Here is a 6,432-nt window from a genome sequence, read left to right as displayed (position 1 = left end):
AATATATTTTCCATTAAGCAAAGATAAGATGATTCTGTCTTTCAAGATAATAATATCTCAAAATCAATCAGTATCCCGGCTAAATATTTCTATTTATTTCAACCATATTTCTACTTTAATTCAGCTATATCCAAATATCTAATATCCATCAGTATCTATCGATATCAAGCTCAGTCATTCACCAACATCCCCGCCCCCAGCGCCGTCCCCAGCGCAAAATCTGTGGTTTCAATACTGATTCCGGGCAATTTGTCCCTGAGGATCCCGACAAAGATCGGATTGGCATTAAAACCCCCGTCGATATAGAGTTTTCGGACATCGGTTTTGTCAAGCACCAGTTTTAATGAAGCTACCTGCATTTCAGTGAGTTCATGGATAAAACTGTAATAGGCATCCTCAAAATCAGAAAAGCTTGACCAATCAGTTTCCTTAGCCCCAGTAATGCCATAAAGATCAGGCTTCAGGTATTCAAATTTAAACCGTTTTTGGGTACAGGATTTTGCCTTTTCATACCTTTCAGGAGTAAACTTTAATTCCTTATAATAGCCCTTTTGCAAATTGAAATGAGCATAAAGCTTTTCAATCTGTACCTTATGCTCCTCTCCGATAAATAAGCGGCTGATTTTAATAGGCCGTCCTTCCTTACTGAGAAAATGTAAACAGTCTTTTCGGAGTTCGTCTAAAGTCAAAGGGGCATCATTAAAGGGATTGATGCTGATGGCCCAAGTGCCTGTAGACAGCAGCACAAAAGGTTCGGTATTGCTGGTCAAATATGGCAATAAAGCAGATGAAGAATCATGTACCCCCACACCCACACTCATGCTGTTCCGGTCAAAGGTCTTGGCAAAACTGGTAGTCGTATCCACCACCTCAGGCAATATTTTGTCTATCCCTTCTGCTTTTACCCAATGGTGATAATCCCCTTTGGCAAAATCCCATAAGCCTGTGTGACAACCAATACTTGTATATTCCGAAACTGCTTTTCCGGTAAAAAGAAATGAAAGATATTGGGGAAGGTGAAGGCTGCGGTGTATTTTCTTAAATATGTCAGGTTTTGCATATTTCAGCCAATAGAGCTGCAGCCCGGAATTTAGCATGCCCAGGGCAGGGGAGGAGGTTTCCCGGCTGAATTTTTCGGTAGGGCCATAGTGCGCATAGAACTGTTCCAATAAATCCTCCGGGTATTTTTTCAGGTAATTGTACAAAGGTGCCACCGGATTGCCCAAACGGTCTACATGCACAAAAGAAGCGCCATAGGTGGTAAAGTTCAATTTGACAATCCTAAATTCAGGTAAAGCCAAAGCATTCTTTAAGGTCTGTTTGACCCATTGGGTCAGTGCCTGAATGGACTCACAATCATCCCCTTCTTCATCCTGTGTGTAATCCAGCCTATGATAAACCTTATAGACTTCCTTCAATTCCTGATCAAAGAGAAAGAACTTCTTATTGGTCTTTCCGATATCGAATATGGCGGTTACCTTGGTGGGCTCCATGTTACAGTCCGCTGGCTTTACTGTCTTTTCCTCTTTCTTTGATCAATGTCTCCCTGACTTTCAGTTCCCGGTAGGAATGGATCGGAGAAATGGCCCCACCACTTTGCCGGATGGATTCCCGCACCAAAGGTCTCAGATCAGTTCGGAACGCTTCCTGCAATATTTCCTGCCCCAGACCCACATTATGCGAGGAATGCGCGGCTTCCAAAGCTTTTTTGTCCACAATCAACGCCTGTGCATAGGCCAGTTTGATGGCTTCCACAGATTGGAGCAAGTCTTCCAGGGGATCCTTCAAATTATGACTGGCATCTATCATCCAGGCAGGAGATGGGTTGTCAGTCTCTTCAAATCCTGCTACCAGTTCATTGAAAATCAGGAATAATTGGTAAGGCTTGATGCTACCGACGGTGAGGTCGTCGTCCCCGTATTTGGAGTCGTTGAAATGGAACCCACCCAGTTTGCCTTCGGTCATCAAAGTGGCTACAATCTGCTCGATATTGGTATTAGGCAGGTGGTGGCCTAAGTCAACGAGGGTAAATGCTTTTTCCCCAAGTTTGTTGGCCAAAAGGAAAGAGGTTCCCCAATCTTGGATCACTGTACTGTAGAAATAAGGCTCATAGGGTTTGTATTCGATCAGCATCTTCCAGTCCTTGGGCAATTCCCTGTAAATCTCCTGAAGGGATTCATAGGTATTGTTCAGTGCTTTGCGAAAGCTATGCTGTCCCGGAAAGGAAGACCCATCCGCCAACCAAACCGTCAATGCTTTGGATCCCAGTTTTTCACCGATCTGTATGACTTCTTTATTGTGCGCAATGGCAAGGTCTCTGATGTCCTTGTTGTTGTTTGCCAGTGAACCGAATTTGTAAGACAGCTCTTGGTCGGCCTGATCTTGAAAAGTATTGGAATTGACCGCATCAAAACCGATTTCTACTTCTGCGGCTGTTTGTAGGATTGCCTCATAATCCTGGGGAATATCCCAAGGGATATGCAGGGAAACGGAATCGCTGGAGCGGTTTAAGGCATGGATAATGCCCACATCCTGGATTTTTTGGATCAAAGTGGAGGGTTCCCCACCGCCTGAAAAGCGACCGAATCTTGTACTCCCCGTCCCCAATGCCCATGAAGGAATGGCGATCTGCAAATCCCGAAGTTTTTGTATCAGGCTTTCTACATTCAAACCTCTTTTCTCCAGATTTTCAGCCAGGAAGTTGAATTCCCGGGCATGGATGATTTCCCTGGATTTGTTGGTGGATTGGATATGGTCGGGGGTTATTTTCATAATTTCTTTGCCACAAAGGCACGAAGGCTCTAAGGGGAGTTAAGTTGTTTATTAGCCACTAAGGCACGAAGGCACAAAGTGGGAATGGTTTTGATTTGAAATTAGGGAATAATTTGGAATAAGGCTTCTCCTTAGTAATTTCGTTTGCCCGCCGCCAGGCAGGCAAGGAAGTGAGAAATCTTTTACCTCACTTTCTTATTTTAGACCTCTTCCGCCACGGCGGACAAGACCTGCCGTTGAGGTGACAAGAGGAACGGATCGGATACAGCTAACCTATAATAATAGGTTTTTTTATTGACTTTACCTCCTCTTCGCGTCTTAGTGCCTTCGTGGCCATAATTCTTCCCAGCGTCTTACCTCACAAATGCCGCAGCAACCCCTCCATCCACATTCAATATATTCCCGGTAGACTTGGAAAGTAATCCGCCCACAAAAGCAAAAACCCCGTTGGCAATATCCTCTGTGGAAATAATCTCATTCATCAAGGTGCGCTTGGCATAAAAAGCCGGCAATTCCTCAACGGTCACGCCATAGGCCTTGGCCCTTCCGGCAGCCCATGTACCTTCCCAGATTTTAGAGCCTTCGATCACGGCATCTGGATTGACCACGTTGACGCGGATTTTGTCAGGGCCCAACTCTGCGGCCAATAATCTCGACATGTGCACCTGTGCAGCCTTGGCCGTACCGTAGGCTACATTGTTTGGCCCGGAAACCAAGGCGTTTTTGGAAGCGATGTTGATGATATCTCCGCCCAATCCCTGAGCTCTCAATACCGAAACCCCAGCCTGTGAAACTTTAAATTGTCCCTTGACCAAAACGTCATTCAGTAAATCCCAATCTGCCTCAGTGGTATCCGTAAGGGACTTGCTGATGGCCAATCCGGCGCAGTTGACGATGATGTCAACCCCGCCGAAGGCCAAACAAGCAGCTTTATAGGCTTGAGCAATAGTATCATTATCCAGCACATCGAGCTTCACGCCGATGGCTGTATCTTTTCCAAAATCCTTTTTAGCTTGGGTCAATCGGTCTTCATCTATATCAGTAATTACCACACAGGCACCTTCAGCAGCAAATTTATCTGCAATAGCTTTTCCGATTCCACCTGCGCTTCCTGTTATCAGAGCCACTTTTCTGGAAAGGGGTTTTTCTTTGGGCATACGCTGCAGTTTGGCCTCTTCGAGCAACCAATATTCAATGTCAAAAGCTTCCTGCAATGGAAGGGAAACGTATTCAGATACTGCCTCGGCACCACGCATCACATTGATGGCATTGATATAGAATTCACTGGCAACCCTTGAAGTTTGTTTATTTTTGGCATAGGAGAACATTCCTACCCCAGGCCAAAGAATGATTACCGGATTGGGGTCACGCATGGCAGGGCTGTTGCTGCGCTTGTGCTTTTCGTAGTAGTCTTTGTAACCCTCTTGATACTGGGTAAAAAGTTTACCGATATGTTCTTTGAGAGCATTCAGGTCAGTCAAATCCTGGTCGGCAGGGATATCCAATACCAATGGGGCAATCTTTGTCCTGAGGAAATGGTCAGGGCAGGAAGTGCCCATTGGAGCCAGTTTATCCAGGTCTTTGGAGTTGATGAATTGCAGGACAGTGTCTGAATCGTTGAATGTGCCCACCATGCGGTTGTAGCTCGATGCCAGACCCCGGAGCAAAGGGGCAATTTGGGAAGCTTGTTCTTTCCGCTTTTCAGAAGAAAGGGAGCTTGTTTTTTCTCCACCAAAGACAGGTCTTTTCTTGCCATAGTTTTCTTCCAAGAATGCAGAGGCTTTTTCTATTACTTCCAAACTGTTGATATAACATTCGTAAGCGGTGTCACCCCAGGTAAAAAGACCGTGCCCGCCTAGCATGATGCCACAGATACCCGGATTGGCCTCCAATGCATCCCTCAATTGCAATCCCAAATCGAACCCAGGTCTTTGCCAGGGCACCCATGCAATCTGACCATCAAACAATTCCCGAGTGATTTTTTCCCCGTCTTTTGAGGCGGCTATGGCAATGGCTGCATCAGGATGAAGATGGTCTATATGTTTGAAAGGAAGAAATCCATGTAATGGCGTATCGATGGAAGGAGCTTTGGAATCCAGGTCATAGATACAATGATTGAATAGCCCCACCATTTCATCTTCCTGCTCGATACCTTTATAAACGCCTTCCAGGGATTGTAATTTATCTACATATAAACCTGCCAAACCCTCCCTTGTGAGAGTTCCTATATCTCCACCAGAACCTTTAATCCACATGACTTCCACCTCTTTTCCTGTCAGGGGGTCTTTTTCAATGGTTTTGCAGGAAGTGTTGCCACCTCCATAATTGGTAATTCTTAGATCTGCTCCAAGGATATTTGACCTATAGAGTAATAGAGCGACCTGATCATCACCGAGAGATTTTGCTTTTTCTTCATCCCAAAAGTAGGACACGTGTTGAAAAGTTGGTGAGGCTATTTTCATAATATTTTTATGCTAATAAAATTTCAAGATATAGTCAAAGATATCATTCTGGGGTTAATGGGCTGTCCTGTACTATACTGATATATGAAAGACCTTGTGATTTTTGCTTTTGGAATTGATTTATTCTAATCTTACCATTTTAAAAACCTGATCACAAATGAAGCCCGATTTAAATATAGACGACAGTTCGAGTATCCCAAAATACATTCAGGTTGTCAAAGCGATCAAGGGATTGGTTACTTCTGAAGTGTTATGTTTTGGCGATAAAATCCCTTCGATCAATAATTTAAGTGCAGAGCATAGCCTTTCTAGGGATACGGTTGAGAAAGCCTATACCATCTTGAAGAAACAGGGGATCATAGAATCAGTACGGGGTAAGGGATATTACATCAGCCATCATTCAGACCTTTCCAAGTATAATGTTTTATTGATTTTCAATAAGCTGAGTGCATACAAAAAAGAGATTTTCAATTCCTTTGTGATTGCTTTGGAGGATCGGGCCGAAATCAGTTTTCAAGTGCATCATTGTGAATATGACTTATTGAAAAAAATCCTGGAAAAGCAAAAGGAAACCTTCGACTATTATGTGGTTATGCCTCATTTTAAAAAAGATCAGGAACAAAAGGCATATTCTCTCCTAGAGTCCATTCCCAATGAAAAGCTAATTTTTCTGGACAATAAACCTGATGATATTCCCTGTTTTGGTGCGGTGTTTCAGGATTTTAAGTCGGATATCTATGGGGCTTTGAAATCGCTGACATCTAAATTAAAAAAATACAACAAGCTTATTCTGGTATTTCCTTTTCATTCAAGTTATCCCTATCCTGAGAATATTTTGCTTGGATTTAAAAAGTTTGCAGTGGAGGAACAATTTGGCTTTGGGGTGATGTCTGAGTTCAATCTCGATCATACACCCATTGAAGGGGAAGTATATATTGTCATTGAAGAAACGGACTTGGTCAACCTGATAAAAAAAGCAAGAGAAATGAAGGGTCTGATAATTGGTGAAAACCTCGGTATTCTTTCTTACAATGAGACGCCACTCAAGGAAGTACTGCAAAAAGGAATTACTGTCATCAGTACTGATTTTGCCAAAATGGGAAAATTGACCGCAGATATGATTTTGAGCAAAGAAGGAAAGATGATCAAAAATGAATTCAGTGTGATTAAAAGGGAGTCCTTGTGATTTTAAAACCAA

Annotated in this window: 4 protein-coding genes; 1 reads left to right on the top strand and 3 read right to left on the bottom strand. The window is 43.4% G+C overall.

Going from position 1 to position 6,432, the window contains the following annotated elements; all coding sequences use genetic code 11:
- Positions 1–170: 170 nt before the first annotated feature.
- The 3 genes from EA341_RS12140 to EA341_RS12130 form a co-directional block, all read right to left on the bottom strand.
- Positions 171–1,493, bottom strand: a complete 1,323-nt coding sequence (locus EA341_RS12140; protein WP_293014746.1) for an FGGY family carbohydrate kinase — start codon at positions 1,491–1,493, stop codon at positions 171–173.
- 1 nt (position 1,494) lies between these two features.
- Positions 1,495–2,772: a TIM barrel protein gene (locus tag EA341_RS12135; RefSeq protein ID WP_293014744.1), complete on the bottom strand. Its 1,278-nt coding sequence runs from the start codon at positions 2,770–2,772 to the stop codon at positions 1,495–1,497.
- A gap of 353 nt (positions 2,773–3,125) precedes the next feature.
- Complete coding sequence (locus EA341_RS12130) at positions 3,126–5,234, bottom strand: bifunctional aldolase/short-chain dehydrogenase (RefSeq protein ID WP_293014742.1); 2,109 nt, start codon at positions 5,232–5,234, stop codon at positions 3,126–3,128.
- Between the two features lie 157 nt (positions 5,235–5,391).
- Here EA341_RS12130 and EA341_RS12125 point away from each other — a divergent pair, with 157 nt between their 5' ends.
- Positions 5,392–6,420 (top strand): GntR family transcriptional regulator, encoded by a 1,029-nt coding sequence (locus EA341_RS12125; RefSeq protein ID WP_293014739.1) that lies wholly within the window; start codon positions 5,392–5,394, stop codon positions 6,418–6,420.
- Positions 6,421–6,432 lie beyond the last annotated feature (12 nt).

The organism is Mongoliibacter sp., assembly GCF_007692705.1.
Lineage (GTDB): Bacteria > Bacteroidota > Bacteroidia > Cytophagales > Cyclobacteriaceae > Mongoliibacter.
Note: the sequence above shows the minus strand (reverse complement) of the source record. Positions and strands in the feature narration are given on the sequence as shown.

Coding starts and splice junctions, on each gene's coding strand:
- EA341_RS12125 (WP_293014739.1), top strand. CDS start 5,392: ATGAAGCCCGATTTAAATATAGACGACAGTTCGAGTATCCCAAAATAC.
- EA341_RS12140 (WP_293014746.1), bottom strand. CDS start 1,493: ATGGAGCCCACCAAGGTAACCGCCATATTCGATATCGGAAAGACCAAT.
- EA341_RS12130 (WP_293014742.1), bottom strand. CDS start 5,234: ATGAAAATAGCCTCACCAACTTTTCAACACGTGTCCTACTTTTGGGAT.
- EA341_RS12135 (WP_293014744.1), bottom strand. CDS start 2,772: ATGAAAATAACCCCCGACCATATCCAATCCACCAACAAATCCAGGGAA.